This window comes from Shewanella submarina, assembly GCF_042646185.1.
Classification (GTDB): Bacteria; Pseudomonadota; Gammaproteobacteria; order Enterobacterales; family Shewanellaceae; genus Shewanella; species Shewanella corallii.
The window spans coordinates 722,039-748,086 of record NZ_JBHRTD010000018.1 but is presented as its reverse complement, the minus strand read 5'-3'; the positions used below and the strand labels follow the sequence as shown (position 1 = coordinate 748,086).

Below are 26,048 nucleotides of genomic sequence, written 5' to 3'. Positions count from 1 at the left end.
TCTTCCACCCTAACAAAGCAGATACGCTGAACAAGCTCAGTTCAAAGGAAACGACAGCAAAACGATAAATCGATGTTAAATAGATAAGGGAATTATCAGCAGGAACACCATCCTGAGCCATGATGCTTGCTGGAGAGAAGCGCTGAGCATTTCTGCCCCGGTAAAAACAAAGCCCGGTGCCACAAAAGCGACAGCCGGGCTTGCAAGGGAATGAATGATGAATCCGAATTAAGATGGAGGAGTAACCCGGAAGACAGTGCTCAAGTGTCTTTCATCATTACGACCGTTTCCGGTCGATGAGAAGATTATTGAACACCAGCCAACAAAGATAAAACAGATTGATTCTATTGTCGCAATCCGAAATTCAGATTACTCAAAGCCCTGAGTGACATCCGACTATGCCGCTAAGTCAACTTCTGGTTGTTTGCTTGAGCCTGGCGAAATAATCCTTTGCCGCCGCTTTTACTTTGGGAGCCAATAACAACGCGGACAGCATAGTGGGGATTGCCATCAATCCATAAGCGCCATCAATGATATTAACTATATCGCTGAGACTGGTGGTCGCCGCAAACAGAATCGCCAACAGGTAAAAATAGAGATACCAGCGCTCCAGTTTTGCTCCAAACAAAAAAGCGAAGCACTGACTGCCATAAAACGCCTGAGTAAATATGGTGGTAATGGCAAAGAAGCTGACACAAACCAGCAGCATCTTGGGGCCGATACCCGGCATGGTCGCGTCAAAGGCCGCGCTGGACAGACTGATACCATTGGCGCCCCCCGCTTCCCACACGCCGGAGATCAGTATGATCAATGCGGTCGCTGTACATACCAACAAGGTATCGATTCCCGGGCCCAGCATGGCAACCAATCCCTCTTTCACCGGCTCTGCCGTTTTGGCGTTACTGTGCGCCATCACCTCAGTCCCTATCCCGGCTTCATTGGAAAACGCGGCCCGTTTCACCCCGGTCAACATGGTTCCGAGAATACCACCAGCCACGGATTGAACCGAAAAAGCATCCTCAACAATACGCCACAGATACATGGGCACATCGGCAAGGTGACCGGCAATCACATACAGGGCGCAGCCGATATAAAGCAGAATCATCGCAGGCACGACCCGGGTCGCCACCGCAGCAATACGCTTAATTCCCCCCAGAATCACCACAGCAACCAGCAGCATGATGGCAATCCCCAGCGTCAGCTCCAACAGGAAGTGATCGCCACTGCCTACGGCAACACCCTCACTGCCGGGGGCCAGAAACAGATTCTCTTTCAGTATTTGTACCAGTTGATTGGTGTTAAACAGAGGCAGATTGCCTATCAGCCCCACCACACAAAAGAAGATTGCCAGTGGCTTCCATTTTTCTCCCAATCCCCGGGTGATGATATACATGGGACCACCGCGCACCTTGCCGGTTTCATCCTCTCCCCGATACATAATAGCCAGAGTGCAGGTAAAAAACTTGGTGGCCATCCCGACCAATGCCGCTACCCACATCCAGAATATCGCCCCCGGCCCTCCCGCGACTATGGCCAGAGCCACACCACCGATATTACCCATACCTACGGTACCGGCCATGGCACTGGACAGTGCCCCGGCATGACTGATATTGCCGGCAGCACCGGGTTCAGGGTATTTCCCCCTGACAATATTGATTGCGTGTTTTAAATACCGGAAAGGAACCAGCCCGGAATAGAGAAGAAAGAAAGTGCCACCGCCTACCAGCAGCACCAACATATGAGGGCCCCATGAAAAGGATGCAAAGGCAGCAGTAGCCTCCGCCAATGTCAGCTCAGTCATCTTGTTGTTTTTATGTAACCTAGGGTCTATTGACCTTTAGTGGTTGAATTTTGCTCGAGATAGACGCGCTTTAATCGCGACGCATGGTGTGCCGCCTAGTGGGCCTAAGCAAATACCTTGCAACAAAGAGTAAAGCGCATATAGCCGAGCCCTTCGGGCAGCGTTTGTCGTCGCTTTCTACTGCATTAACGCTCATTTATGTAGAACAACTACACCGCAATCGCGTTGCTTTGTATAAAACAACGACAAAGTGCTGCAAAAACCATCTCCAAAGGTCAATAGACCCTCACGACCAAGCTAACAGGATGAGTAGCTAATATAAAGCGGTCAGGCTGTTTCATCCTCAGCTGCTGATTGCGCGAGCCTCTGATTTCTTGCCTTCTGATAGTAGAAAGAGACCAGCAACAAAATCGCGCCACACAGCATAAAGGCTCCTATCTTGTGGATCATGGCGAAACGGGTCATATCAAAGGCCAGTAGCTTGATCAGCACCAGAGCATACAAGCACCCCGCCAACTTCAGCAGCATGTCGCAACCCGGACGCAGACTAAAATACATAAGCACACTGGCGTGCAATACCATGAGCACAGTAATCAGAGGTCCGGACACAGTTCCGGCAAACTCCTGCCCCCAAAGCAGATAACTGGCAAACAGCATCAGATTCCAGCCAACCCAGAGCTGAGACCGATTGACTTTAGATGCAAACAGCCTGGCCACGCCGGACTTTTGTGTCAGGAACCAGGCCATTAATACCAGGACGGCCAACTCAACCAGAACATCGATTGGCGATACAAAGATCTTGAGGGGCAAGGTCCACCAATGGACAACGACAGGTGCGACTGCCGCGCCAAACACCAATCCATAGGCCAACCCCAATGAGCTGCGCAGAGGTCTACTAAGCAGAGTGATCAATTTCCCGGAGCCCAGAATCAACAGCATAAAGTAAGCACTGAGCGCCAGGGCAATAAAGGTCAGGCCGCTGCCGAGAGCATAAGTCGGGTAGAACACCAGCGCGACAATAACCAGCGCGCCATAATAGGGAGCAAAGTACCAGCCCTCTTTCAGCAGTAAGCGCCATCTCTTATCCACCACCAAAAACTGCTTGAGTACAATCCCGGTAAACAGCAAACCAATAACCAGGGCTACAGCCCCCTGCCAGTCTGCTTTAAACACAGCAATAGCGGTCAAAGTTACAGCGGCAACAAATAACCACTGGCTCTCGGTCCGCAGCAGTTTGTAACCCGTCATATGAGCCAGCTTTAACGAGATAGCAAAGGATAGCCACAGAGCTGCCGGCAGCAAAGACTCAAATTCCCGGGCAACTTTGGGCAGGAAGAACAAAGGAGTAAGTGCCAGACAGGTGATAAATAACAGACGTGCTGTTTTTAACCAGCTCGAACGCCACATATATTTGAGGTACAGGGGATAGGCCAGCATCAGCGCGATAAAAATCTCCAGTCTTGCCAGCTTTGCAGCAAGAGGTTGGGTGGAGAAACGCATGGTGCCCACTTCCATCGCCCCCAACGCCAGGGGCACAAACAAGCCAAACAGACCGCCCCAGGCAAGCCACTGAGCCAGCTTGAGTTTCTCTCTCAGCGCAAATACAAACCAGAGTGCACTGGCGACAGGAAGCATATTCAACCAGTAATCAGGCGTTATCAGATAACAAAGTAGAATCACTGCCAGACCACCAAACAGACTGAAACCCTCGGCGATAATGCAGACAGCCTTTTGCTCCTGCGCAACCAGAATGCTGGCATAGGATTGCAACTGGCGATGGCTCTGATGCAAGGACAAAAACAGCAAGCTCACTACAGTCAAAAACAGGATCCTGGCCTGTAAGACCCCATACAGCAGATACTCAAATCCGGAGATCAAGCTGAACAGAGAGGTGGCTATGGCGATCACATACAAGACATAAGCTTCAACCCGCACTGCCAGATTCTGTTCACGGCAACCCAGCCAAAGCAATAAAAACGCCTCCAGCAAGAGCACCGCCCCCAGGTAGTGCATGCGGATAAAGTAGAGTGCAGCAAAACCCGCCATAGCTGCTGCGCCACAAACCAGAAAAGCGCTCAACTGAGGATATTTGCGGTACTTAACAAACAGCAGACTGATGAAACCGGCACAGGCCGCAAGCCAGTAGCCGGAGTAAAACGCGTAATCCATGATGGCGCTGATACTCAGCACCAATACCGACACCCCGAGCAACAAATGCCGCAATGACAGTTTGTTCTCTTCGGTCTGTTTTGTGGCACTGAGCAAAAGCGGGATCACGCCGAACAGGAAAAACTGGGCGGCAATACTTACCAGCACCACAGCCCCCATGACGCCCTGGTTGTCCAACGGCAGCACCAGGCGATAGGCCAACCACTGCACCGCACCAATCTGCACCAGGGCAGTGGACTCCAACAGGGGATGCCAATCAATTCTGCGCGCCTGAAACAGGGCACCAATCCCCAGCAACAGAAGATAAGGAAAGTAGATTAACGGGAAGCCCTGAGATGAAAACAGCAACAAGGGTGCCAAACTACCACCAAGGGCGGCAACCAGAGCGACCACCCGGGTTTGGTAACGATAAGCCAGGCCATAACCCAGCAAAGTATTACCAAACATCAAGCCAAAGCAGGCAACATCGGGTATCGCACCATAGTAAGGGCCAACAAAGTAGATGCAGAGGAAATTGAGCACCACCCCAAGACCCATCAGTCCTGAGCTGTAATCAGCCAGCCCTGAGTGTCGCCGCTGTACAAAGATGCCGGTACCGATAATCAGGTTGGACACCAGTGTTGCCAGCCCCACCTTCCCCATCTCAGACAACCAGTGGGTGAAGGAATACTGCAACAGATAACCAAAGCCAATAATCAGCGTAATAATCCCGGCAAGGGTCATTAACAGTACCGGGCCCTGACCTTTTTGCTGGTAATGCCGATACCAGCCCAGTACCTGATCAAATACCCGGGCAAAAGGGCCATTGACCGCCATCAGGGACTGACCAAGTGCATTGCCAAGCTGCTCACCAACACCACTCAGCGATGCTGAAATGGCGCTCTGCTTTGCCGCTTTATCAGTTTTCGGGTTATCAGAACCTGTTTGATGGGCAGGAGTTGGCTTGGGGGCAAGCTTATCATCAGCAATTAGCTGCTCAGACACGGGCACAGAGTTAACGACAGGATTACCAAGGGATTCAGAGGCTTGTACCTGATCGCCGGCCATAATTCGGCTTTCCAATTCAGACAGCTGTTGTTTCAGCCCAGCCAGATGTTCAACCAGTGCCCTGTGATTCTGTTGCTGCAAGGCTTCAACCCGATCCAGTTCACGGGCCAGTCGCTGCAGCTCATTCTTATCCCTGTTGTTATCTTCCAATCCTTACCCCACAGTATCCATTATCGGCAAGACCCAAGTCAGGCGTGTCATTATTGCTCAGACTACATGAAAGTAATCCCACTGATAATTCAACAAAATGAGGCTTTTAGTTTCTACCACTAAGAAGAAAGTACAGGTGCTCCCCCTCTTTGCGAGAGTTCCTGTTGATTTATCACCACCGTCTTATCGCCAGGCGATGCCACCCGAGAGCTACACAAGCAAACAGAAGAAACAAGGCACTGACAGCTCCGCCACTGTATCCCTCTTTATGCTCTACCTTAGCAATCTTCTCTTCCTTCACCCGGGTTTTGAACTGATCAAGCTCTTGATCCAAATTGACTATCATATCCGCTACAGCCAACTGAAAGCCCTCATTGGACTGGGCAGCTATGGTTTCATCAAGTCTGATGGCTGATGAGGAAGCTTCCACCTTGCTGAGACCGGGAGCCCGAAACATCATTTTTTGGCTTGCCACATCAAACACGGCCGTATCGACAAAGGTCTGAACCTGATTTTCATTACCGGCAATCAAGTACATACCGACTATTGTCCAGTACAGAAATGCGGCATTGTTTTCGGAGGACTGTGACAGCTGGTCATAGGACACCAGTGCCATCACCTCAACATCATAAAGCCTGGCGACCTGATCTAAATTGGTAAACCCTCCCCCGGGCTGCAGATAAGTGCTTGGAATAACCTCAATCCGGTCAATAAAATCCCTTTCAAGGAATGCCTGTTTAACTTGCCCCAATAACTCGAGCTCTGAATTCCGATTCAGGGATTCACCATAGCTGTTGGCTTGAGGAACAAACGCCAGTCCGACTGTGACAGGTAACCTGAGTAACGGCATTTGAGGTTGATGTTCTACCCGCGAAGATTCATCCGGATAGAGAAAGCTGCTCAGACTGCTGGAGACAGATTTTTTGCCGGTATTGGCACTCATCAACTGAGAACATGAGGCCAGGGTCAATAAGCCAAATAACACCCATAAGTATCGCTTGGTCATAATCATCTTCCTTGTACTGTTACCCGAATGGGCACCACAATTTGACCTGCACCGAAGCAGTTTGTTCATTTTGCGAGCAGCAAATTACGGCAAACCTTTAGTTAAGCCAGCAAAGCTCAACTAAGCGCCAAAATAATTTTTCATTTATAAACAATTCACTACAGACCTCACACTTGATTCACCTCACCCAACAAAAACATTTCCGCAACATTAATTTCCCACACTGTTGACATGGGTACATTCCCTCTCTAACTTATGTAAGCGCTTACTTATGTAAGCGCTTACACTTTAGGTCGTAGGTGTAATAGAGATGAAAACCTGTTGGTTTTACAACAATAAATAGCGTCCTGAGCTGCCATGCAGCCAGAGGCACTCGGAGAAGAATTGATGCGACAACTCGAGTTTAAAAAATCCAGATTGGCTGCCAGCGTCTCTTTGGTACTTGGCTTTGCCACCGCTCTGCCGGTGCTCGCCGAAGAAGCCCCTTTGAACAACGACAATATCGAAGTGATTGAAGTCACCGGGGTACGCGGTTCACAAGCTAAAGCAATGGAGCTCAAGCGCCAATCTGCCGGTGTGGTAGATGCCATTTCAGCGGAAGATATCGGTAAATTTCCTGACACCAACCTGGCAGAATCACTGCAGCGAATCACAGGTGTTTCCATCGATCGTGTCAACGGTGAAGGCAGTAAAATCACTGTGCGCGGCTTTGGTCCTGACTTTAACCTGGTTCTTTTAAACAACCGCATCATGCCCACCGCTCAGGTCGCGGGCGAATCAACCCGCTCATTCGAGTTTGCCAACCTATCCTCAGACGCCATCAGCAGTGTTGAGGTTTATAAAACCTCCAAGGCCAATATGAGCTCAGGTGGCATAGGTGCCACGATTAACATTCTTACGGCCCGCCCATTCAATACCCCGGGTATGGTTGCCAGCATTGGCGCTAAAGCGCATCACGATACCAGCGTGGAAGATGGCAGCGACATCACCCCGGAGATCTCAGGCATTTTCAGCAACACCTTTATGGATGACACCCTGGGCCTGGGCTTTTCAGCTTCGTACCAGAAGCGCGACAGCAACACCAAAAATGCCAATATTTCAGGCTGGCGCCAAAACATCCATGGCGAGTTAAATCCCAATGCCGAAGTGGTCAACGAAAATAAAAACCCTTACGGCAACACCTTCTATGCCCGTAACATAGGGTTTGCCAGTCAGGACACAGAACGTGAGCGTACCAATGCCCAACTGGTATTCCAGTATGCTCCTCTCGATACCGTTGAAATGACGCTGGACTACACCTATTCCAAGCTGTCAGATCTGTCCAATACAGATACCTGGGGGCTGTGGTTCTCAGGCCCGGGCAACGCCACTTACGCTCATATCAATGAAAACGGTACCTTCGACCATGTAACCGAAGTAGGCGGTGACTACTCCGGCACCATGCATCAGAATGGCTCGGACAATATCAATAAGTCGCTGGGCTTTAACCTTCAATGGCAGGCCACGGACACTCTGGAGTTCAGTTTCGATGCCCACGACTCCACAGCCACCGCCGAAGGCACCCTGGGTAATGATGCCGAGAATATTTTCTTCATCCTTGGCGCACTGAACGTCGCCGATAAGACCTATGATGCCTCAGGGACTGATATCCCGCTGCTCAGCGCCAACTATGCCAGCCTTAACCCCAACGGTGAGCCACATCTGCTGCCCGAGCATTACGCCTCACTGTTTGCCGGGGTCCGCGCGGGACGCAATGAGAGTGACGTTAATCAGTATCAGTTTAACGGTCGCTGGATAAATGAAAATGATGATGCAGTGTCATCCATAGATTTTGGTCTGTCGTTCACCTCTATGGAAACCCATGCTCAGGGCTCTTACACAGGCCCGATCAGCGCAGGCTGGTATGGAAATATGGGGATCTGGGAAGATGATGTGAGTTACGTTGGTCTGGGCTCAGACTTCCTGTCTGACTTCAGCGGTGGTGGCAGCGATATGCTGATCCCTTACTACTACACCTATGACCAGCAAGCCGCAATGGACAAGGCCCAACAACTCTATGATGTGCAATATGTGTCAGCTCCCTGGCAGGATGACCACAGGATTCAGGAAGACACGACAGCTGCCTATGTTCAGGTGAATATTGAGAGTGAATTCAATGATATGCCTCTGAATATTGTCGCAGGTTTGCGCTATGAACAAACCGATGTGACAGCCAGTTCAATGCAAAATGAAGCCCAGCAACTGGTATGGCTGAATCCCACCGAGTGGCAAACTGTTTACGCTGATGACTTCTCTTACAGTCACGAGTCCCATGACTACAAAGAGTTTCTGCCAAACCTGGATATCAACCTGGAGATGATGGACGACCTGATAGCTCGCTTCAGCTACAGCCGCACCATCACCCGACCAACTCTGGGATCCATGCGAGCGACCACAGCCTTGACCCCCATCCCCAAGGTTGGCTCACGTACTGGCTTTGCCGGTAACCCTTCACTGAGGCCATTCAGCTCAGAAAACATTGATTTATCGCTTGAATATTACTACGACGACGCCAGCTACGTGTCTGTAGGTTACTTCAATAAGGAAGTGGAAAACTTCCTGATGAATACCATAGAAACGGTTAAGTACGACCACCTGCGCGATCCTTATATAGGCCCAGCCGCAGAGCAGGCCCGTGCAGAGCTGATCGCCAACAACGAGACCCCAAGTGATGAAGCGGTATTCCAGTGGCTGATTGACAATGGCTATGGCAATGCCGAAGGGCGAGTACCTCAGTCTGGTGCAGACCCTATCGCCGAATGGAATATCAGCAAGCCAAACAACGTTGAAGACCTGGCCATCAACGGGTTCGAACTGGCCTGGCAACACTGGTTCTGGGATACAGGGTTTGGTTTTGCCGCCAACTACACCCTGGTCGATGGCGACACCTCCTACGATGTAGAGCGTATCGATGAGCAATTCGCCCTGCCCGGCCTGTCCGACACTGCCAACCTGTCAGTCTTCTATGAGAAAAATGGTCTGCAGGCACGTCTGGCCTACAACTGGCGTGACACCTTCCTGTCTGGTATGGACCAGGCCGAAGCCGGTGGCCCAGCTCCTCAATTCACAGAAGCCTATGGCCAGTTGGACATCAGTGTGAGCTACCAGCTCACTGAAAACCTGTCCATCTTCGCAGAAGGCATCAACGTGCTGGAGGAGGAAAAGCGGGTTTATGGCCGCTATGAAGAGCAGATGTTGCTGGCCCAGCAAAACGCTGCACGCTACGCCATAGGCGCACGTTACAGCTTCTGATAAGAAAGGAGAAACCTCCCGAAGAGCCCACTTGGACGAGAGGTCAAAACCAAGTGGTGTGCTCTTCGGGTTTTCAGCCCTCTTGAGCAATCCCGAAAAACCTCAATTTACTGAGCTTGTATTCACACCCTTACATTCTTACTGAGTGTCTAAACTCCTGCGGATATGGCACTGACGCCTGTCATCGGGCAGCTAAATTCTGTTACGCATTGAAGTGATAACACTGGTATACTCTGCTGTCGTTCATTTGGTGGTCAAGGCTATGCGCTCACTCTGTTTCAAAATACAGATAACCCCTTGCTACACCTGTATTTTTAAAGAGAAACAAAGATCATGGCATTAATCATTTTAGACAGTTGCATTAACTGCGACATGTGTGAACCTGAGTGCCCCAACCAGGCCATCAGCATGGGCGAGGAGATCTATGAGATTGATCCTAATCTGTGCACCGAATGTGTTGGTCACTACGATAAGCCAACCTGTGTGTCTGTATGCCCTATCGATTGTATTGACCCGGATCCCGAGCATGAAGAGTCTCAGGATGAGTTGCTGCTGAAGTACGCCAGCCTGACCGGCAAGCTGTAGTCCCGGACTTCAGCAGACAAAGCTCCGCCAAGCGGGGCTTTTGTATTAAATCGACTTCACAAAATCAAACCTGCCCAATAAAACCGTTAGACTCATGGTTCCCTTTTCCCACCTCTCCCGGCTGATGCTGTTTATATTGCAGGAGGGGACAAGGAGGCACCATGAATACAGGCATCAAACTGCTTACTCTCTCAGGTTTACTTTTTTCTTCCATGGCCTGTCAGGCGTTAACTTTGTCCAGTGACTCAGTGACCAATGACCAGAGCTTTAAAAATCCACAAATTTTCAATCAATGGGGATGCACCGGAGATAATATCTCTCCTCAACTCAGTTGGTCGGATGTTCCCAAAGGCACCAAGAGCTTTGCCTTAACCATGTATGATCCTGACGCGCCCACAGGCAGTGGCTGGTGGCATTGGCTGGTGATCAATCTGCCTGCTGACGCCAGAGGCTTACCGGCAGGTGCCGGTGCTTTGGGTGGTGCGAAGCTGCCAAAAGGCGCAGCCATGGTCACCAATGATTTCGGCTTCAAAGGTTATGGCGGCGCCTGCCCTCCACCAAACTCCAAACCACACCAGTACCACATTACTCTGTATGCACTGGATACCGACAAGATCGAAATTCCGGGCAATGCCACTGCAGCACTGGCTGGTTACAACATCCTGCAGCATGTGGTGGGTAAAGCGGAATTAACCGCCCCTACCAACGCCAGATAAGGTCAGGATCGTTATGGTAAAAGTAATAGCCGCGACCGGCCTGCTGCTCAGTATCGGGCTGTTGGCTGGATGCAGCAGCTCGCAACCTCAGGAGCCAACATCTGCTGCCGGAGTGACCTATACCGACCTGCGCGCCTATGGTGTCGACATGGGGTGTAAGGCTGCACTGCAGAATTTGGGCACACCAGAAAGCGACTGGAACAAAGCGCCCAAACTAACCGGAACCAAAGCGGATTATTTGGATGGCTGGAGACAGGGGTTCCAGAAATGCCGTATCGGTCTGGGACCGGTTCAACTGCCCCAGGAGCAAAAATAGAGTGACACCTATGGCCGACCGTAATGATGTAATGGTCGGCCATCACACTTATTTAAAAAGTGAGTAACCACTGCTCTTCATCACTTGTCACACATGAATTTCACACCCAAAAAACCGACACAAAAGCCACAACACCACCCACACCTAACACACCGCAAAGACACACTGGTAACACCCTGTATCACCGAATTGACCTGAATCACAAAAAGGATTTGGCGACACAACATTTTTGTCGACAGAAAAGCGATTTGAGAGTTAACTCCATCACAGATTTCCCATTCTGCGGACTTCTGTCAAAAATCAAAATAACAAGTTAGAACCTAGGGAAGGGTGACGCAATCAACCTTTCCCAAAGCTGTTTTGAAGGATATACAGCGATGAAGAAGCATTTCGAACTAATCGATAAACCCACTTTTTTTGGCGCATTGGCCTTACTGGTCTCTGTGATTGTTCCCTTGGCTCTATTCCCGGCGGAAGGGGCAGACTGGATCGCCGTCGCCAAAACATTTATGACTGATAAACTCGGCTTCGCTTACCTGACACTCGGGTTAGCCGCGTTTTTCTTTATGATTTACATCATTTTCTCCGACATCGGCCAGATCAAACTGGGCGACCCGGATGAAAAGCCTGAATACGCCACCGGCTCATGGGCAGCCATGCTGTTCTGTGGTGGTATTGGTGCCAGTATCCTGTACTGGGGATGTATTGAATGGGCCTACTACTACATGAATCCCCCATTCCAACTGGAACCGGGAAGTGAAGAAGCGGTGCGCTGGGCTGCCACTTACGGCATTTTCCACTGGGGCCCTATCGCCTGGTCCATTTACCTGATCCCTGCTCTGCCTATCGCTTATTTCTTTTATGTACGTAAACAGCCAGTGCTTAAGGTTTCCGCCGCACTGATGCCTGTGATTGGCGAAGCCCGCAGCCACGGCAAGCTGGGTAAATTTATCGACGTACTCTTTATCTTCGGTTTGTTGGGTGGTGCCGCGACAACTCTGGGTCTGGCAGCGCCTCTTATTAACGAAGGTATCAGCTACCTGTTTGATATCCCTACCAGCACCGGCAGCCAGATTGGCGTATTGATGCTGTGTACCGCTCTGTTCGCCTACTCCTCTTATAAGGGTATGGATGGCGGTATTAAGCTGTTGTCCAATATCAACTTCTGGGGAGCGCTGGCACTGCTGGCCTTCGTGCTGATTGCCGGCCCTACCGTGTTTATGCTGGAAACCGGCCTGGACTCTATCGGCCGTATGCTGTCCAACTTCTTTGTTATGGCCACCTGGGCTGAGCCTTTCGGCGGCATGGGCAGCTTTAAAGATACCCACTTCCCTCAGGACTGGACCATCTTCTATTGGGCCTGGTGGTTGGTATTCGCCCCGAGTATGGGTCTGTTTGTTGCTCGCATCTCCCGTGGTCGCACCATTAAGCAGATGGTAACCGGTTCTATCTTCTTCGGTTCTCTGGGGTGTGCGCTGTACTTTATGGTGCTGGGTAACTACGGCCTGTCGCTGCAGCTGTCCGGCCAGCTGGATGTAGTTGGCATTCTGCAGGATCAGGGCCCAACCAGAGCAATTTTCGCCATGCTGGAGCAACTGCCGTTCAGCTATGGTGTGATTGTGGTATTTACCCTGCTGTGTATCATCTTCACCGCGACCACCTTTGATTCTATCTCTTACATTCTGGCCTCTGTGGTTCAGAACAATGTAACTGAAGATCCACTGCGCTGGAACCGTCTGTTCTGGGCCTTTACCCTGTCAATCATGCCTTCAGTGCTGATGTTTATGGGTGGTCTGGCTACCCTGCAAACTGCAGCAATTGTTGGCGGTCTGCCACTGCTGATTATCGCGGTAATGCTGATGATCTCCGGTGTTAAAGCCGCCACGCTCGATTTGACTCATCAGGATGGCTATGTCGACCCTGTTATCAACATCGAAGACCTGCCAGAAGTGGACCCATGGAGCCGTGAAGGTACTGCTATGGCTAAGTTTGAGCAGCTGCGAGATGCCGCCATTGAAGCCGCAGAAGCTGAGCGCGATGCCCTGAATGCTATCTGGAAGCTGAAGAAGCGCATCCGTAAAGAAGCGCTGGAGCGAGGCGAGTCAGGTATGGAGCTGGGTGATGCACCAGACGAGATGATTGAAGAGTTGCAGCGTCTGACCACCGAAGCAATCAACGCCAAAGAGCGCAAACTGGAAGCCTCTGAGCAAGCTCAGGAAGCCCGTATCCGCTTTAATGACCTGATGCGTGAGAAAGAGGAGCTGGCTGCACAGGAAGAAGCAGCACCTCAGGCCAACGCCTGATAACTCCCCTCGACAATAACAAAGGGCGCCTTGTGCGCCCTTTTAGTTTTCCTGCAAATCAAAGCTTGCGGGCTTTCACAAACAGGAAGTTGGGCCTGGTGCTCAGATATTCATAGGTAGACTCATTCAAGGCTTTTGCTTCAGGCATAACCTCTCCTTCATTGAGCCCAGTGATAACAAAGTCATTGTCAGTGAGCGCCTGGGTAATCTCAGTTAATGAGCGACGATAGAAACTCACCTGAACTGGCTCACCCACGGTATTCCACTCCTCTGTGACCAACTCCTGCTCGAAGTAATTGCCACTACTGGAGCATTCATAATCCGCAAAGGGGTGATGGGTGGAAAATACAAGCTCACCGCCACTTTTCAGTACTCTGGCCACCTCAGCAAAGAAAGTGGGCAGATCCTCAAGGTAATGCAGCATCAGGGCGCTGACCACAAGATCATAACCGGCGTCGGCTTCACCTTTCAGACCCAGCGAGAGATCATGTGCATAGGTATGAACTCTGGCTTCAGCCCCAAGCCTGGCTACCTTCTGCTTAAGCAAAGCCAGCATTTGGGGAGAGCTGTCAATACAGGTCAGCTCTGACACACCGGATTGCAGGAAATACTCTGCATAAACGCCTGAACCTGCCCCCAAATCCAGGACGCGACGCCCGCGGACATCACCAATCAAACGCTTCATACTGGGCAGGTCCAGCATGGCATTGTAGATATTGTCTTTAATCACCTGATCATATTGGTGCGCGTGCTTACCATATAACTCAGACATGGTCAGAAACTCCCAGTGGATAACATTAACGGATTAACTGCTGCAGCCGCGCAGATGCGGGGATTATCTCAGCCCAGGTTGGCAAATCCCACAAAAAAGGCGCCCAGGGGCGCCTTTCAACTACCAGATCTAAATCAAGCTAAACCCTGAACTCACCCACCATGTTTTCCAGCTCTCTGGCAGTCTGAGCCAATACCTCAGTGTTGGCGTGGATCTGCTGTGCGCCGGTTACAGATATGGCCATACCCTGATGAACACTGACGAGGTTGGAGTTAATCTCTTCTGCAACCTGAGACTGCTCCTCAGCGGCCGTCGCGATCTGGGTGTTCATATCATTGATATGGGCAACGCTGCGGGTGATCGACTCAAGCGCTTCACCTGCCTGGGTGGCCGTGACGACACTGTCATCAGAGTAGCGGCGACTGTTCACCATCATCTCAGCGCTGCGGGCTGCGCCCTGCTGCAGCTTATCGATAGTGCTACGGATCTCCTCGGTGGAAGCCTGGGTGCGGCTGGCCAGCGTCCGAACCTCATCAGCCACAACGGCAAAGCCTCTGCCCTGCTCCCCCGCCCGGGCAGCTTCAATGGCGGCATTCAGCGCCAACAGGTTGGTCTGCTCGGCAATCGCCTGAATCACTTCCAGAATACTGAACACCTGCTGGCTGTGCTGCTCCAACTCCACCACAGCATCAGATGCCTGATTCACCTCTCCAGCCAGATGTTTGATTCGACCAACAGTTTGCTCAACAACCTGCTCACCATTATGGGCACTGGTATCAGCTTCAGTCGCCGCGTCTGCTGCCGCGACAGCGTTGCGAGCCACATCAGAGACAGTCGCACTCATCTCATTCATGGCAGTGGCCACCATATCCAGTTCCCGCTTCTGGTTATCAATCGCTTCCAGTGCAGATGCTGTGGCACTGCGGGTTTCATTGGCAGATACAGACAGTTGCGCGGCAGCAGCAGCTACCTGAGTAATACTGTGGTGGAACTTATCCAGCATATTGTTAAAGGAGCCTGACAATGCTGCCAGTTCATCCTTGCCCTGAACCGGAATTCGACGGCTGAGATCTGAGTGTTGCTCAATCTCTTCAATCGCAGTCTGCAGTGCCACAACAGGAACCAGAATAGATTTGAGGATCATGAAGATAATGCCGCATACCAGGGCAAACATCAGGATCAGGGTGACAGTCAGCTGATATTGGGTATTGTCCAGCTCGGCATTGGCTTGACGCTGAATGTCTGCACGAATCGTCTGCTCAAGGGCCACCAGTTGTTTGAAACTCTCCCTGGCGGCATTAGCGAAGGGGGTAGCTCCCTCACGATACTCCTTGTAAGCCCGAACCAAATCAAAGGTTCTGCGAGGTGAGTCAGCCAGCTCAGCCATACGTCGGAGGCCATCATCCACAAAAGCGCGGGTATCTTTTTCTGCCACTCTCACCAGCTGTTGTAATTCAGTACGCTGCTGAGCATCTGATATCTGTGCGATTGACCCTTTCAGATTGTCAAAGTGAGCAAAAATAGCATTGCGGTAACTCTCCAAACGGGCGAGGTTCTTGTCGTAGTCGTCCCCCAGCATAATCGCCCGGGTCAAACGGGAGACATAGTTCATATCCCGACTGATAGACAAAACCGACTGTTGAGTCGCAACAGCGCCAAGCTCAAACTCCTGATAGGCCTTCTCTATCTTGCCCAGTTTAAACATCAGAGATGCCAATATAACGACACCTGTTATCACCACCAGCACTATCACACCCCATAACCGACTGCGGATGGACATACTTGATAATCCTTTCATGCGAGTTCCTCGTTATTGTTTTGCTCGCGACAACTGAAATACCGGACACAGGTTCCGGTTGTGTCAAAACCCCGTAACTGACATCGGTTTATGCAGGTTTCATTCCCAAATAACTAAATTTGTTCAATGAGTTGAACCTGATGCCGTTCCACTGAAATGGCTTAATCCTTACTATCAAACGGCAGCCCGGCTGAAAGCTTGAGCAGTTCAGGATGATTTTTTGCCCACACTCACACCTTTGGCTAAAAACACCAGAATCAACGCCGTGAACTTTGGTTTTTGGACGATTTCGCGTTACAGTTTTCCGCTGCGCTACATCGCTTAACTTAAGCGGTGCAAAATTTAGAAAAACCATAAACAAAAAAATAATAATCAAAGGAAGGGTATGGCTAACAACAATAATCTTGCAGACAACGATCTGCGGGAGGTCAAACAACTGGGGATGTGGGCCTCCATTGCCAGTCTGAGCTATGTGTTCTGGCTGGTTGGCGGTATGGAACTGGTGGAAAGAATCGCCTATTACGGCGTAAAAGCCAGTGCCGGTCTCTACGCCAAGGCCCCGGTGTCTGAAGGTGGTCTGGGTATCACACTGTCTGACTACGGTATCATCATTTCCGTGTGGGCAATCCTGCAAACCTTTATCCCTGTGTTTACCGGCGGCATCTCTGACCGGGTGGGATATAAAGAAACCATCTTCGCCTCCACCATTATCAAGATCGCCGGTTACCTGTGTATGGCTTTCTTCCCCAGCTTCTGGGGCTTCCTGGGTGGTGCCATGTTACTGGCTGCCGGTACAGGTATCTTTAAACCCGGGATTCAGGGCACTCTGGTACTGGCGACCCGACGGGATAACTCCTCCATGGCCTGGGGTATCTTCTACCAGGTGGTGAATATTGGTGGCTTCCTGGGCCCATTGGTTGCGGTGCATATGCGTCAGCTGTCCTGGGACAATGTGTTCTACGCCTGCGCAGCCATTATCTCCCTCAACTTCCTGTTCCTTCTCGCTTATAAAGAGCCGGGCAAAGAGGAGCGACTGGAGCGCGCCGCCAAGATTAAGTCTGGCGAGATCCAACAGGAAGCACTGTGGAAAGACGCCTGGCATGAACTGAAAAAGCCTGTCGTCATCTACTATATGCTGGTGTTTTCCGGCTTCTGGTTCCTGTTCAATGCACTGTTCGATGTACTGCCTATCCATATCTCTGAATGGGTGGACACCAGTGTGATTGTGACCAGCCTGTTTGGCCCTGAGGGCACAAGCAACGGCATTTTGCAGTTCTGGCTGGGCCTGAACAACGAAGGCACCAAGGTGATGCCAGAGGGCATGCTGAACCTCAATGCGGGTATGATCATGACCACCTGTTTCCTGGTCGCCGCCCTGACGGCCAAATACCGTATCACCACAGCGATGCTGGGCGGCTGTTTGCTGAGTATCTTTGCCTTTGTGCTGATCGGTTATACCAATGCCGCCTGGATGATAGTGCTTGCTATTGCCATGTTCTCTCTGGGTGAGATGATGATCTCTCCCAAAAAGAATGAGTTTATGGGCAATATTGCGCCCGAAGGTAAAAAAGCCATGTATCTGGGCTTTGTGATGCTGCCTCAGGGTATCGGCTGGGGTCTGGAAGGTTACTTTGGTCCCAAGCTTTATGAGCACTATGCTTCCAAGGAAAACTTCTCTCGCCAGATGCTTGAGCAGGAAGGCATGAGCGCAACAGAAGTTGCCGCAATTCCCCAGGGCGAAGCCTTTACAACTTTGGTGAGCTATACGGGCGAGAGTGCTCAGCAGCTGACTCAGACGCTATACAACGCCCATAATATCGGTATGGCCTGGTACATCATTGCCGCTATCGGTTCTGTCTCTGCCGTGGGTATCTATATCTATGGTAAGTGGCTGCTGCAGATGCAGAAAACTCAGGCATAAGTACAGTCATTAAAAAACGCGGCAGCTGCCGCGTTTTTTAATTCAGTTTGGCCATTCGACTCCATGCGTCTGCCAACAAAGCTTCAATATCACCATGGTGGCCATGATCCAGCTCCACTGCTACCGAGGTGAACTTCAGATGAGTGGTACGACTCTGGCGGCGATTATAGTCATGAACCGCCAGTCTGAATCTCTCCAAAGCCAGCGCAGCTTTGGACTTATCGGCATTCGCCAAAAGCACTACAAATTCGTCACCACCGGTTCGGGCCAGCAGATCAGACTCCCGGAACACCTTTCTGAGTAACATGGCGAAATCCATCAACACCAGATCACCAAGATCCTCTCCATAGCCTTCATTGAACGCATCAAAGTTATCGATATCGAACAGCAGCATGGTCAGATTGATGCCGGAACGGTGACAAAGTTTGGTGCTGTGATCTCCAAGCAAAATCAAGCCACGGCCATTGACCAAACCGGACAGCTCATCGTGATGGGCCGTTTGTAAGGTTTCAAGTTCGCACTCGACCACTGCCGCCATAGACTTGAGTATCTGCCGCTCCCTGGCGGAGAACTCTCTGGGCTCGGTGTCGATAAGGCAGATAGTGCCCAGATTACAACCATCCTGAGCCTTGATTGGGCAACCGGCATAAAAACGAATACCCGGCTCACCCACAACCAGAGGATTATCGGCAAACCTTGTATCATCAAGCGCGTCGGAGACGACAAAGATATCCTGTCCCAGAATGGCATGCCCACAAAATGAGATATCTCTGGGGGTTTCAGTCAGGTGAGTTCCCTGTTTGGATTTAAACCACTGGCGGTCTTCATCCACCAGGGAGATCATGACGGTAGGGACATCGAACATCAACTTTGCCATTCTGGTGATAGCATCAAACCGGGTTTCAGGCAGGGTATCAAGCAGCCCCAGCGCCTTTAAGGTTTGTAACCGTTCAAACTCATTTTCCGGCCTTTCCGGTACCTGCATAACCCACATCCCTGTCCCTTGCTATCTATATAAGCGTAGACCAGGTTTATATCCTTGCCAGCAGTTCCCGGGCAGCAACACGAGGCTTCTGTGCACCACAAATCGCAGATACCAAAGCCACACCCGCGACCCCTGTCGCACAGACCTGCCCTATGTTCGCAAGCTCAATACCACCTATGGCCACAAGGGGTAATTGGGAGCAACTCTGTGCCAGCTCCAGACCCGGTACTCCCCACTCAAAACAGGTATCAGTTTTGGTTGGCGTAGCAAACACAGTACTGATCCCCAGATAATCCACAGGCAGACTCTGAGCCTCCTGCAACTGCGCCATAGATTCGACCGTCAGTCCCAGCAGTTTATCTTCACCCAACAGTTCCCTTGCCATCTCGGCAGGCATATCTGACTGTCCCAGGTGCACACCGTCAGCATTGATGGCCAGGGCCACATCCACCCTGTCATTGATGATCAAAGGTACTCCTGTACCCGCCAGGATAGTTTTGAGTAACTGCCCTCTATGGATAAAGCGACGGAGATCCCCCTGTTTCTCCCTCAGTTGCACCATGGTTACGCCACCTTCGACGGCCTGAGTGACCACATAGCAAAGCGCTTCATCACTGAGGCGCTCATCTGTCACCAGATACAAACGATAATCCGGGCTCATGACAACTCCGACACAGTGACTGAAGCCGCAAGCTGCTCAGGCGTTAACTGATACAAGGCGTCCAACATCTGCATTTGAAAACTGCCAGGCCCCTGACTTTGAGCCGCAGCCAGCTTGCCGGCAACGCCCATTACAGCTGCAGAAGCCAGCCCTGGGGAGAGATATTCCTGTTGAGGCAGGGCAGCAAAGGCCGCCGTCAGTGCAGTGAAAGTGCAGCCCATGCCTGTTACTCTGGGCATGATCTCGTGACCATCATGCAGGGTGAAAATGCGCCGCCCCACCACATAGTCAGTTTCACCGGATACCACCACGTCACAGCCATACTGACGATGAAGTGCCATCGCAGCCCCCAGGGCATTGTCACTGGACTCCAAACTGTCGACCCCTTTGGTGCTGCGTATCTCACCGGACAAGGCCATAATTTCCGAAGCGTTGCCACGAACGATAAATTTTTGCCCCAAGGCTTTGGCTATCTCACACAGCTCCCGGCTGGTATGGGTTCTCAGGTCACTGGCACCACAACCTACCGGGTCCAGTATCAAAGGTTTGTTCATCTGTACCGCCAGCTGGGCAGCATGCTTCATTCGCGCGACCCACTGCCTGTCCAGGGTACCGATATTAATAACCAGGGCGCCGGCGATGGTCAGCATCTCCTCCATCTCCTCATGGCTGTGGGCCATAATGGGGGAAGCTCCCAGCGCCAGCAGCGCATTGGCGGTGTTATTCATCACCACATAGTTGGTGATATTGACGACCAGAGGATGGGTTTGCCTCAGCAGCGCAAGCTGATCGGCCAGATATTGTCGGGGATCTTTCATTCAGCGTTCCTTCTTATCCAGACTGGCTCTATTTCTCTCAACCAAGTTTAGCCAAGCTATTCTGGCTGTGGCGTGTTTCAATTATGCAGACTGAAGAAGTGATCAACAGGCCCGTGCCCACTGCCTATCTGCCATTTGTCGGCGTATTTCAGTGCCTCGGTAAGATAGTGCTTGGCTTTGGTTACCGCCTGGCTGACACTCATCCCCTGGGCAAGATAGGAAGCAATAGCCGCCGACAGGGTGCAACCTGTTCCATGAGTATTGCGGGTCGGTACTCTGGGGGCCTGCAACAGCTCAATACCAGCTGAGGTGACCAACCAGTCCTGACTCATGGGCTGCTGATGCAAATGCCCTCCTTTAAGCAGCAATGACTGGGAGCTTACTTGCGGAGATATCTGAGTCAGCAGGGTCTGACAGGCATCCAGCATAGCGGATATTCCAGCCTGGTCTGTGACCTCAGGCACATCCAGCAGCTGCGCCGCTTCCGGCAGGTTTGGCGTGATAATATTGGCCAGCGGCAAGAGTTCACGTCTGAGGGTGTCAATTGCTGAGGTTTGAAGCAGCAAATCGCCACTGGTAGCCACCATCACTGGGTCCAGCACCACCCAACTGGGTTTGTACTGTCTGAGCTTGTGCGCTACCGCCGAGATGATCTCACTGTCGACCAACATACCAATTTTGACCGCTCTGACATCCAGATCGGAAAACACCGCATCCAGCTGCTGACACACAAAGTCAGGTGACACAGGATAAACACCACTGACGCCCTGCGTATTTTGCGCTGTTAATGCGGTAATGACAGAGCAGGCATAGCCGCCCGTGGCAGAAATTGCCTTGATATCGGCTTGAATGCCAGCACCACCGCCGCTGTCACTGCCGGCAATGGTCAAGGTAATGGGAGTATTCAACAATTTGCCCTCAAAGGGCGCAGAGAAGGAAGCGGAACCGGATATGGGGACAGGGTTCAATCCCGGATTTCCGTGCTTAGTTCCCTACGCCAGTATTAACTGGATCAGGTTCTACGGGTCCCGCAACAGCGGTCTCAGCCTGATGCCAATCACTCTGGCATCAGGCTCCCCGACTAAGTCAGACTGATCTTACAAGCGGCATCAGCAACTAAGCTGTCCGGCCCGACGATCAGTACCTGTGGATAATACCAAGCAGGTTGCAAGAGGAGCAAACAATTGTCGCTGCGATATATTTATGAGCCAATATCCCGCAGCGCCTGCTGCACCTCATCCCGGGTCAACGCTCGCCAATGACCCGGAGCCAGGTTTTCATCCAGGCTCAGCCCTCCAACCCGACTGCGATGCAGCGCCACCACAGGGTTACGAAAACGCCCGAACATGCGCTTGATCTGATGGTACTTACCTTCGGTCAGCACGACTCTGGCAATATGGCTGTCCAACACCTCAAGCCTGGCGGGGGCAGTGGTGATATCTTCAAAACTGAAGTACATACCTGCAGCAAAAGCCGGGGCATACTCTTCCGTCAGCGGGTTACCCAAAGTGACCAGATACTCTTTGGAGACGTGGGCGCCAGGTTGCATCAACGCTTCGGACCAACGGCTGTCATTGGTCAACAGCAATAAACCTGAGGTATTGAGATCCAGCCGACCGACGATATGCAATCCGGAACGCTCAGCTTCTGGCAACAGTTCAAGCACCGTCTTGTGCTCATCATCTTTGGTGGCAGACACCACACCAACCGGCTTGTGCACCATAAAATATTTAGGCGAGCAGGCCTGCAAAACCCTGCCATCACAGCTGATGGTATTGAACTCATCTATCAAGAGGTCCATATCTTTGGCAAGCAGGCCATCTACCTCAACTTTGCCAGACATCAATAACAATCGAACCTGTTTACGGGGGATCTGCAGGGCTTTGGCCAGATATCTGTCCAGCCGTGCGCGTTTACTTTCCAATTCACCAATATCCGCTGAGTGTCGTTAACTGTCGCTGATTATCAGTTATTCCGACTTTAATGCCTAATTCAGTCTGTCGGAGATATAATGGCAAAAATCTATCAGCTTTTTATTTTGCTATGAGTGAACCATTTCACTATCAAACTGAGTTCGTGCTGGACCGCAGCCACTATGAAGAGTGCTTCGATGAGTCGGCCAAACCACAGCCAGGCTGGCGACCTTACGCCAAAGCCATGGGATTTGTTGTTTTCGGCTTTGTATTGATTGCCATGCCGATTGAAGATGTGATCGGTTACCTGTTTATCGGTCTGGCAGCGGTGGAAGGACTCAGTGTTAAGTTTCGCCGTCCGTGGTGGCTTTGGCGCCAACTCATGAGCAAGGCAGCCAATCACAGTGTCAATTTCGAGTTGGATGATGACGGGATACGCATCAGCTCAGACTATGTAAACCAGTCCATTCGTTGGCAACAGATAGACAGTATTGACGCTACCGGCCGTGGTTACCTGCTCAATATCGGCAAAGGTCGCAGCTATATTTCCCGGCGGGTGCTGAATGATGAGGCAAACGCTTTTATCCGCGGCAAGATAAAATCCTAATATCCATTTTCAAAGCCATCCTCCGGGATGGCTTTTTGCTTTCAGGGATTTTCAAACCATATTGGCATACCACAGTCAGATGATCTCAAGCAGAAACTGTGACAGGGTAAAGAGAGGAAAAAGAGACAGCAAAAAAGGGAACGATGAAAGCATTTTTTACAGCAAGCTACGTCTGGTATCTGCAGTTGGCAATACTGGCCTTTGTGTTTCGGTTTTTTGTGGTTGAGCCCAAATGGAAAACTGGCAACTTTATGAGTATGACCTGGGCCGGGACTGCTGAAGCCGTTCTTATGCCTCTGTTTTTCTTTGGTACCATACTGGCGTTTGCCATCTTTATCTGTCTCAGCTTCTTCTACGCGGCCAATTGGTACCAGGGTTTGCTATTGATGCTCAGCAGTTTTCTGATACTGATGTGTCTTCAAGGACTCAGTCTACCAATATCCAGTTACCCCCTGATACTGGTCAACTACCTTGCACTGCTGGGCTTTACCCTGGCGGCTTATTTGGCTCTGCTGAAATGAAAAAAAGGCCGCTGCAAAACTGCAACGGCCTTTTCTGACCCGGATAAAGCGCCAGCTATTCCAGGTCTATTTCCACTTTTTGTCAGCAGCTGCGGAGAGACAGCAAACTGGATGCCTGGGAGAGAAGCAAATTGCTCCAAACTCCAATTAGGCTGCTACAGGCTCAGCAGCAATGTCGTCAGCGGTAACTGGTTTGGTAAACAGCGCCAGTACTACAGCTACGGCCAGCATAACGGCGCAGATGGTGTAAGCCATCACATAGTTACCTGTCATATCTACGGCAGTTGCAGCCACAACAGGACCAATAAAGCCGCTCACACCCCATGCGGTGTACAGCACGCCATAGTTACCGCCATAGTTCTTCAGACCATAGTAGTCGGCTGTGATAGAAGGGAATACTGCCAGCAGGGTACCGTAACCCACACCAGCCAGCGCAGCGCCTACCATCAGCATGATTTCGTTGTCATAAGTAGAGAACATTGCCATGTTCACGCCCTGCATGATGAAGGCCAGCAGCAGAGTCTTAACGCCACCGATCTTGTCAGACAGGATACCGGCAGCAACACGGCCACCAGAGTTGAAGATAGCCAGTACAACCACCAGGAATGCAGCCTGAGTCAGGTTAGCCTGCTTCACTGCGATAGAGGTGATGTTACCGATAACCATCAGGCCGGCAGAAGACGCCAGTGCATACATCATCCACAGAGAGTAAAACTGAGGAGTCTTCACCATTTCGCGCCAGCCCATGCTCACTTCAGCGCTGCCACTCTTGGCTTTGTAACCAGCCGGAGCCTCAGGCACGTAGTCTGCAGGAGGGTTATTGATGGTACAGGCCAGAGGTACAGCAATAGCCAGCACACCCAGACCCAGGATCAGGAAGCTGGTATTGATACCAAAGCCTTCGATCAGCACTGAAGTCAGCGGCGCCAGATAAACGGCAGCCAGACCGAAACCGGCCGCAATCAGGCCGTTAACCAGCCCCTTCTTGGATGGGTGGAACCACTTCATCGCCGCGGGAGACAGACAGGCGTAACCGAAACCGATACCACAGCCGGTGATCACACCGAAGCTCAGCAGCAGAGTCATTGGAGAAGTAGCAAAGCTGGAGATAATCATACCCAGGCCAACCATGATGGTACCCAGGATCAGCACTTTACGGGGACCCATACGGTCCTGCAGGTTACCGGCAACCAACAGAGACAGGGCAAAACAGATAGTCGCTACTGTGTAAGGCATGGAAGCATCGGCATTGGACCAACCCTGCTCAACCAGAGACTGCTTGAATACAGACCAGGCGTACAGGATACCGATACACATATTGATAAAGAAGCCAGCGGCCAATACACCGGTAGCTTTGTTCAATTTGTTCATCTTTCGACTCTATCAGGCTTAATCAACTGACAGTCGGACTCCACCACGGACGACCAACTGCAAAATTCATCGGAATTGGCATATTCTCAGTCCATGAAGTGGTGCCAAAGGGCGCGGAGTCTATCAGGGAAATTGCGGGTCGGCAAAAGGTTATTTTCAGCCTGCGCGAATGATCACAAAGCTGCAAAAACCGCATCACAAAAGGTGATCAGCAAGGCACTGGGGGAAGGTGGAAGCGTGACGGATATCACGCTGCAAGTGGTTATTTACAATGAGGTAGTACAGAAACTGAACCGACCCTTTTGGGTCGGTTACAAAGATGGACAGGTGTTTAATTTTTCAAATCAAGCCTGCTTCACTCTTCGGTGATTGACTCCAGCAACTGCTCAAATTCCGGCTTGCCTCTGAGCATGTCGAAATCGGGTTCATCCTGAGCCAGTTCGCGGAAAGAAGGTGCCAGAGAGATAGCCCGGGACAGATCCGATATCGCCCGCGAATCAGCCCCCATGGATGCCAAAGCACAGGCCCTTTGGTACAGAGCATGGCTGTTGGCATTATCCACTTCCAATACCCGGTTACACAGACTCAGCGCCCAGTTGAACTCACGGATCTCCATGGCCGCATCCGCCTTGTAGGTCAAAGCCTCCAGGTCGCCGGGTCTGATGGTAAGAATTTCGTCGTAAATCTCAATTTTCTGCTCAGGTGTCACTGCCCCCTGTGCCCTCAGCCAGAGGTTATGCACCTCGTTGATGATCTCAATTTCGCGGTTATTCTCGGTAATAATGCGGGTCTTGCGCTTAAGCTCCCGCTCCAGCTCCTTGAACTTGGCCTCATACTGCTCGGCAATCGCCTGCAATTGCTCCTCTGCCAACCGGTTGGTGTTGGCCTTAATCTCGCGGAAAGACTGCCAACCAATAAAGGCGATCATGGAAGCCACACCAGCGATAATGTAGAAGAAGTAGGTCACGGTAACATTGGCATAGTTAAGGGATTTATCGGCCACTGACAGCTCGCGGTCAGTGATCTCAATAATCATGCGCCGCTCCAGATCCAGCTGGTTTTGCCTCAGCGCTTTAAGCTCATCCATGACATAACGCTCCATCAGAGACTTTTCCATAATCTCCTTATTGGCCTGAATAATCTCCTCCTGGGTTCCCTGGGTTTGCGCAAAACCGGCCATAGACCAGAATGCCAACACCATAGTCAGGATAACTTTCAACATACTTCTCTCCTTGCATGGGAACGGGAGGCCTTAACCGACCGCCAACTGAGCTTTCAATGTATCACTCCAATTTCT

20 protein-coding genes and 1 riboswitch are annotated in these 26,048 nt (G+C 51.2%); of the genes, 8 read left to right on the top strand and 12 right to left on the bottom strand.

Features of this window, described 5'->3' with window-relative positions:
- Positions 1-409: 409 nt before the first annotated feature.
- From ACFOE0_RS20340 to rhlP, 3 genes are all read right to left on the bottom strand, one after another.
- Complete coding sequence (locus ACFOE0_RS20340) at positions 410-1,801, bottom strand: alanine/glycine:cation symporter family protein (RefSeq protein ID WP_248934398.1); 1,392 nt, start codon at positions 1,799-1,801, stop codon at positions 410-412.
- A 327-nt stretch (positions 1,802-2,128) separates the two neighbouring features.
- A complete protein-coding gene (locus ACFOE0_RS20335; RefSeq protein WP_248934397.1) occupies positions 2,129-5,167 on the bottom strand; it encodes a DUF2339 domain-containing protein in 3,039 nt (1,012 codons plus the stop codon).
- Positions 5,168-5,339: 172 nt separating this feature from the next.
- Complete coding sequence (rhlP, locus tag ACFOE0_RS20330; protein WP_248934396.1) at positions 5,340-6,173, bottom strand: rhombotarget lipoprotein; 834 nt, start codon at positions 6,171-6,173, stop codon at positions 5,340-5,342.
- A gap of 387 nt (positions 6,174-6,560) precedes the next feature.
- On the opposite strand from rhlP, the gene ACFOE0_RS20325 reads away from it, so the two are divergent.
- The 5 genes from ACFOE0_RS20325 (at position 6,561) to ACFOE0_RS20305 (ending at position 13,384) form a co-directional block, all read left to right on the top strand.
- The gene (locus tag ACFOE0_RS20325) at positions 6,561-9,464 is read left to right on the top strand and encodes a TonB-dependent receptor (protein ID WP_248934395.1); all 2,904 of its coding nucleotides are present in this window, start codon (positions 6,561-6,563) and stop codon (positions 9,462-9,464) included.
- Positions 9,465-9,797: 333 nt separating this feature from the next.
- Entirely contained in the window at positions 9,798-10,049 is a 252-nt protein-coding gene (locus ACFOE0_RS20320; RefSeq protein ID WP_248934394.1) for a YfhL family 4Fe-4S dicluster ferredoxin, read from the top strand.
- A gap of 161 nt (positions 10,050-10,210) precedes the next feature.
- Positions 10,211-10,765: a YbhB/YbcL family Raf kinase inhibitor-like protein gene (locus ACFOE0_RS20315; RefSeq protein WP_248934393.1), complete on the top strand. Its 555-nt coding sequence runs from the start codon at positions 10,211-10,213 to the stop codon at positions 10,763-10,765.
- A 13-nt stretch (positions 10,766-10,778) separates the two neighbouring features.
- On the top strand, positions 10,779-11,081 hold the full coding sequence (locus ACFOE0_RS20310) for a hypothetical protein (RefSeq protein ID WP_248934392.1): 303 nt from the start codon (positions 10,779-10,781) through the stop codon (positions 11,079-11,081).
- A gap of 377 nt (positions 11,082-11,458) precedes the next feature.
- Complete coding sequence (locus ACFOE0_RS20305) at positions 11,459-13,384, top strand: BCCT family transporter (RefSeq protein ID WP_248934391.1); 1,926 nt, start codon at positions 11,459-11,461, stop codon at positions 13,382-13,384.
- Between the two features lie 58 nt (positions 13,385-13,442).
- Here ACFOE0_RS20305 and ACFOE0_RS20300 read toward each other — a convergent pair whose 3' ends face one another.
- Positions 13,443-14,156, bottom strand: a complete 714-nt coding sequence (locus tag ACFOE0_RS20300; RefSeq protein ID WP_248934390.1) for a class I SAM-dependent methyltransferase — start codon at positions 14,154-14,156, stop codon at positions 13,443-13,445.
- Positions 14,157-14,295: 139 nt separating this feature from the next.
- Positions 14,296-15,954 (bottom strand): methyl-accepting chemotaxis protein, encoded by a 1,659-nt coding sequence (locus ACFOE0_RS20295; RefSeq protein ID WP_248934389.1) that lies wholly within the window; start codon positions 15,952-15,954, stop codon positions 14,296-14,298.
- A 385-nt stretch (positions 15,955-16,339) separates the two neighbouring features.
- On the opposite strand from ACFOE0_RS20295, the gene ACFOE0_RS20290 reads away from it, so the two are divergent.
- The gene (locus ACFOE0_RS20290; RefSeq protein WP_248934388.1) at positions 16,340-17,875 is read left to right on the top strand and encodes an MFS transporter; all 1,536 of its coding nucleotides are present in this window, start codon (positions 16,340-16,342) and stop codon (positions 17,873-17,875) included.
- Positions 17,876-17,912: 37 nt separating this feature from the next.
- Here ACFOE0_RS20290 and ACFOE0_RS20285 read toward each other — a convergent pair whose 3' ends face one another.
- The 5 genes from ACFOE0_RS20285 to ACFOE0_RS20265 all read right to left on the bottom strand — a co-directional run bounded on the left by ACFOE0_RS20285 (position 17,913) and on the right by ACFOE0_RS20265 (position 22,263).
- Positions 17,913-18,860, bottom strand: coding sequence for a sensor domain-containing diguanylate cyclase (locus ACFOE0_RS20285; protein ID WP_283106310.1), 948 nt, complete (start codon positions 18,858-18,860; stop codon positions 17,913-17,915).
- 46 nt (positions 18,861-18,906) lie between these two features.
- On the bottom strand, positions 18,907-19,521 hold the full coding sequence (gene thiE, locus ACFOE0_RS20280; protein WP_248934387.1) for a thiamine phosphate synthase: 615 nt from the start codon (positions 19,519-19,521) through the stop codon (positions 18,907-18,909).
- Positions 19,518-20,339: a hydroxyethylthiazole kinase gene (gene thiM / locus ACFOE0_RS20275; RefSeq protein ID WP_248934386.1), complete on the bottom strand. Its 822-nt coding sequence runs from the start codon at positions 20,337-20,339 to the stop codon at positions 19,518-19,520. The genes thiE and thiM overlap by 4 nt, the downstream gene beginning before the upstream one ends.
- A gap of 77 nt (positions 20,340-20,416) precedes the next feature.
- Positions 20,417-21,247 carry a bifunctional hydroxymethylpyrimidine kinase/phosphomethylpyrimidine kinase gene (gene thiD, locus ACFOE0_RS20270; protein WP_248934385.1) on the bottom strand — a complete coding sequence of 277 codons (831 nt, stop codon included), beginning with the start codon at positions 21,245-21,247 and terminating at the stop codon, positions 20,417-20,419.
- A gap of 64 nt (positions 21,248-21,311) precedes the next feature.
- A riboswitch (TPP riboswitch) is annotated at positions 21,312-21,429 on the bottom strand.
- A gap of 111 nt (positions 21,430-21,540) precedes the next feature.
- On the bottom strand, positions 21,541-22,263 hold the full coding sequence (locus tag ACFOE0_RS20265; protein WP_248934384.1) for a pseudouridine synthase: 723 nt from the start codon (positions 22,261-22,263) through the stop codon (positions 21,541-21,543).
- Positions 22,264-22,382: 119 nt separating this feature from the next.
- Between ACFOE0_RS20265 and ACFOE0_RS20260 the strand changes: the two genes are divergently transcribed.
- Both ACFOE0_RS20260 and ACFOE0_RS20255 read left to right on the top strand, forming a co-directional pair.
- Entirely contained in the window at positions 22,383-22,859 is a 477-nt protein-coding gene (locus ACFOE0_RS20260; RefSeq protein ID WP_248934383.1) for a YcxB family protein, read from the top strand.
- A 143-nt stretch (positions 22,860-23,002) separates the two neighbouring features.
- A complete protein-coding gene (locus ACFOE0_RS20255) occupies positions 23,003-23,380 on the top strand; it encodes a hypothetical protein (RefSeq protein WP_248934382.1) in 378 nt (125 codons plus the stop codon).
- Positions 23,381-23,527: 147 nt separating this feature from the next.
- Here the strand turns inward: ACFOE0_RS20255 and ACFOE0_RS20250 are convergent, their stop codons facing one another.
- Positions 23,528-24,751, bottom strand: coding sequence for an L-lactate MFS transporter (locus tag ACFOE0_RS20250; RefSeq protein ID WP_248934381.1), 1,224 nt, complete (start codon positions 24,749-24,751; stop codon positions 23,528-23,530).
- Positions 24,752-25,106: 355 nt separating this feature from the next.
- Entirely contained in the window at positions 25,107-25,973 is an 867-nt protein-coding gene (locus ACFOE0_RS20245; protein WP_248934380.1) for a TPR end-of-group domain-containing protein, read from the bottom strand.
- Positions 25,974-26,048: the final 75 nt, after the last annotated feature.

Coding starts and splice junctions, on each gene's coding strand:
- ACFOE0_RS20340 (WP_248934398.1), bottom strand. CDS start 1,801: ATGACTGAGCTGACATTGGCGGAGGCTACTGCTGCCTTTGCATCCTTT.
- rhlP (WP_248934396.1), bottom strand. CDS start 6,173: ATGACCAAGCGATACTTATGGGTGTTATTTGGCTTATTGACCCTGGCC.
- ACFOE0_RS20325 (WP_248934395.1), top strand. CDS start 6,561: ATGCGACAACTCGAGTTTAAAAAATCCAGATTGGCTGCCAGCGTCTCT.
- ACFOE0_RS20320 (WP_248934394.1), top strand. CDS start 9,798: ATGGCATTAATCATTTTAGACAGTTGCATTAACTGCGACATGTGTGAA.
- ACFOE0_RS20315 (WP_248934393.1), top strand. CDS start 10,211: ATGAATACAGGCATCAAACTGCTTACTCTCTCAGGTTTACTTTTTTCT.
- ACFOE0_RS20310 (WP_248934392.1), top strand. CDS start 10,779: ATGGTAAAAGTAATAGCCGCGACCGGCCTGCTGCTCAGTATCGGGCTG.
- ACFOE0_RS20305 (WP_248934391.1), top strand. CDS start 11,459: ATGAAGAAGCATTTCGAACTAATCGATAAACCCACTTTTTTTGGCGCA.
- ACFOE0_RS20300 (WP_248934390.1), bottom strand. CDS start 14,156: ATGTCTGAGTTATATGGTAAGCACGCGCACCAATATGATCAGGTGATT.
- ACFOE0_RS20295 (WP_248934389.1), bottom strand. CDS start 15,954: ATGAAAGGATTATCAAGTATGTCCATCCGCAGTCGGTTATGGGGTGTG.
- ACFOE0_RS20290 (WP_248934388.1), top strand. CDS start 16,340: ATGGCTAACAACAATAATCTTGCAGACAACGATCTGCGGGAGGTCAAA.
- ACFOE0_RS20285 (WP_283106310.1), bottom strand. CDS start 18,860: ATGCAGGTACCGGAAAGGCCGGAAAATGAGTTTGAACGGTTACAAACC.
- thiE (WP_248934387.1), bottom strand. CDS start 19,521: ATGAGCCCGGATTATCGTTTGTATCTGGTGACAGATGAGCGCCTCAGT.
- thiM (WP_248934386.1), bottom strand. CDS start 20,339: ATGAAAGATCCCCGACAATATCTGGCCGATCAGCTTGCGCTGCTGAGG.
- ACFOE0_RS20260 (WP_248934383.1), top strand. CDS start 22,383: ATGAGTGAACCATTTCACTATCAAACTGAGTTCGTGCTGGACCGCAGC.
- ACFOE0_RS20255 (WP_248934382.1), top strand. CDS start 23,003: ATGAAAGCATTTTTTACAGCAAGCTACGTCTGGTATCTGCAGTTGGCA.
- ACFOE0_RS20250 (WP_248934381.1), bottom strand. CDS start 24,751: ATGAACAAATTGAACAAAGCTACCGGTGTATTGGCCGCTGGCTTCTTT.
- ACFOE0_RS20245 (WP_248934380.1), bottom strand. CDS start 25,973: ATGTTGAAAGTTATCCTGACTATGGTGTTGGCATTCTGGTCTATGGCC.